This window comes from Hydrocoleum sp. CS-953, from assembly GCF_002260545.1.
GTDB lineage: Bacteria > Cyanobacteriota > Cyanobacteriia > Cyanobacteriales > Microcoleaceae > Trichodesmium.
In genome coordinates this window covers 1-1,887 of record NZ_LGSU01000068.1, presented here as the reverse complement: position 1 = coordinate 1,887, position 1,887 = coordinate 1, and the positions used below count along the sequence as shown (strand labels likewise).

Annotated in this window: 1 protein-coding gene; it reads right to left on the bottom strand. The window is 31.7% G+C overall.

The window, feature by feature from the left end:
* Nucleotides 1-105: 105 nt before the first annotated feature.
* Nucleotides 106-1,371 carry a glycosyltransferase family 4 protein gene (locus AFK68_RS00410; protein ID WP_094670760.1) on the bottom strand — a complete coding sequence of 422 codons (1,266 nt, stop codon included), beginning with the start codon at nt 1,369-1,371 and terminating at the stop codon, nt 106-108.
* Nucleotides 1,372-1,887: the final 516 nt, after the last annotated feature.

Sequence of the window (1,887 nt, the reverse complement as noted above, 5' to 3'; positions counted from 1 at the left end):
AATTTTGATTGTTGTAAATATCTCTTGATTAAGACTGATTTGTTATCAAACAAATAAAGTATAATAACAATAAATCATCAACCTTGAACCTTCAAACTTCAAACTTCAAACTTCTTCCTTCTTCCTTCCTCCTTCTTCCTTCAAATTTAAAATTTCACCAAATAAAGCTTCATAACTATCTAAAGCACTTTTAGACCCAAAATTTTCCTCTGCATATTTTCTCCCTTGCTGACCAAGTTGCTCAAGTTTTTCTGGATTTTCATATAATTCTAAAATAGCTTGTGCCAAAGCATCAGAATCTTCTGGAGTAACCACTATTCCACCACCACTTTCTTTGACAACCCTCATTGCCGTACCTGTATCAGGAACAGAAGCTATTATTGGACGGCCACTAGCAAGAATAACAGGAATTTTTGAAGGTAAATTAAAAGCAGTAACAGTCTTTTTTTGTACTACTAAACCAACATCAGCAGCAGATAACATTTCTGGTAAATTTTCTCGTGGTACTAAAGGAAGTAAAGTTACATTATCTGCTTGATAATTATCACAACATTCTTGTAATTTTTGACGCGCTTTTTCTTCCCCTAAAATAACAAAAGAAATTTCCGATTTTTCCTTAAGACTAGCAGCAGCTTTAACTACTGTTTCTAAACCTTGAGTTAAAGCAATATTCCCAGAATAAACAACTACAAACTTATCTTTCAGATTATGTTCTTCTCGGAAAGAATTATTTTTATCCAGAGGTCTAATAAAATTAATATCTACCCAATTAGGAATACAAACAAGTCTGTCTTTAGAAACTCCTTGTTCAACTAAAGTCGTGAGAAAATCTTCAGCAATAACACTAATCTTAGCAGCTTTGAGATAAGCTAATTTTTCTACTGCTTGAGCTATATTTACTATCCAACTATCTTTTTTCACCAACCCAACTCTTACCGCAGCTTCAGAAACAATATCCTGAATATTTAATACCACAGAAGAATTAGAAAATAATCCGTAAAAACTAACTGGTAAAGAAATTAATATAGGAGGAGTCGTCGCAAAAATTATTTCAGGTTTCCAACCATTAAAAGCTTGCCATAAACTAGACACAATAAAACTACCATCTAACAATAGTCTATCTAAAAGCCCTGGTTTAGAACCTCTCACATGAATATAACTACGTTGAACTGTTACACCATTTTGTTCTTCTGTCAGAAAAAACTTCCCTTTATACTCATCATAAACTTTACGTTCAGGATAATTTGGCATACCAGTCACCACACGAACTTGATGTCCACGTTTAGCAAAACCTTCCGCAAGTTCCGTCATTAGGGGTGCAATACCAATTGGTTCTGGATGATAATTGTAGGAATAGATAAGTATACGCATAATTAACTAATTCTTGTTGCTACTCTGCAAAGGTATTTATTAATGGATAATGGATAATGGATAATGGATAATGGATAATGATAATTACCTCAATGAAAACCGTAACGGAATTGAATATAAGGAAATTCAAGAGCACTTTTTTTCTCTTGAAATAGAAGGCTTTATACCTTGATTTTTCGGTAATACTTTCTCACAGAATTCAGGCATTCAGAACTCAAAAGTTAAAAGTAAGATTTTTTAGATTTTAAATTTTAATCATACAGTAATTTCAGACAATTATTTCATATTTAGCAAGTTGAACAGAACTGTAGAGCAATTGAGTTTAAAATTCTACTATCTTTGTCATGTCTACAATTAGTTAGGAATGAGAATTAAAGAAAATCCAGAATTTTTTTGAAATAACTCAGATGATATGGAGTTGAGAAAATTTAACTTGTTTAGATAATAAAATCCTCATTCCTGAGAATTAAATTCTCAGGATAAAAATTGAAACTACTACCTAAAACTCTATTTAAG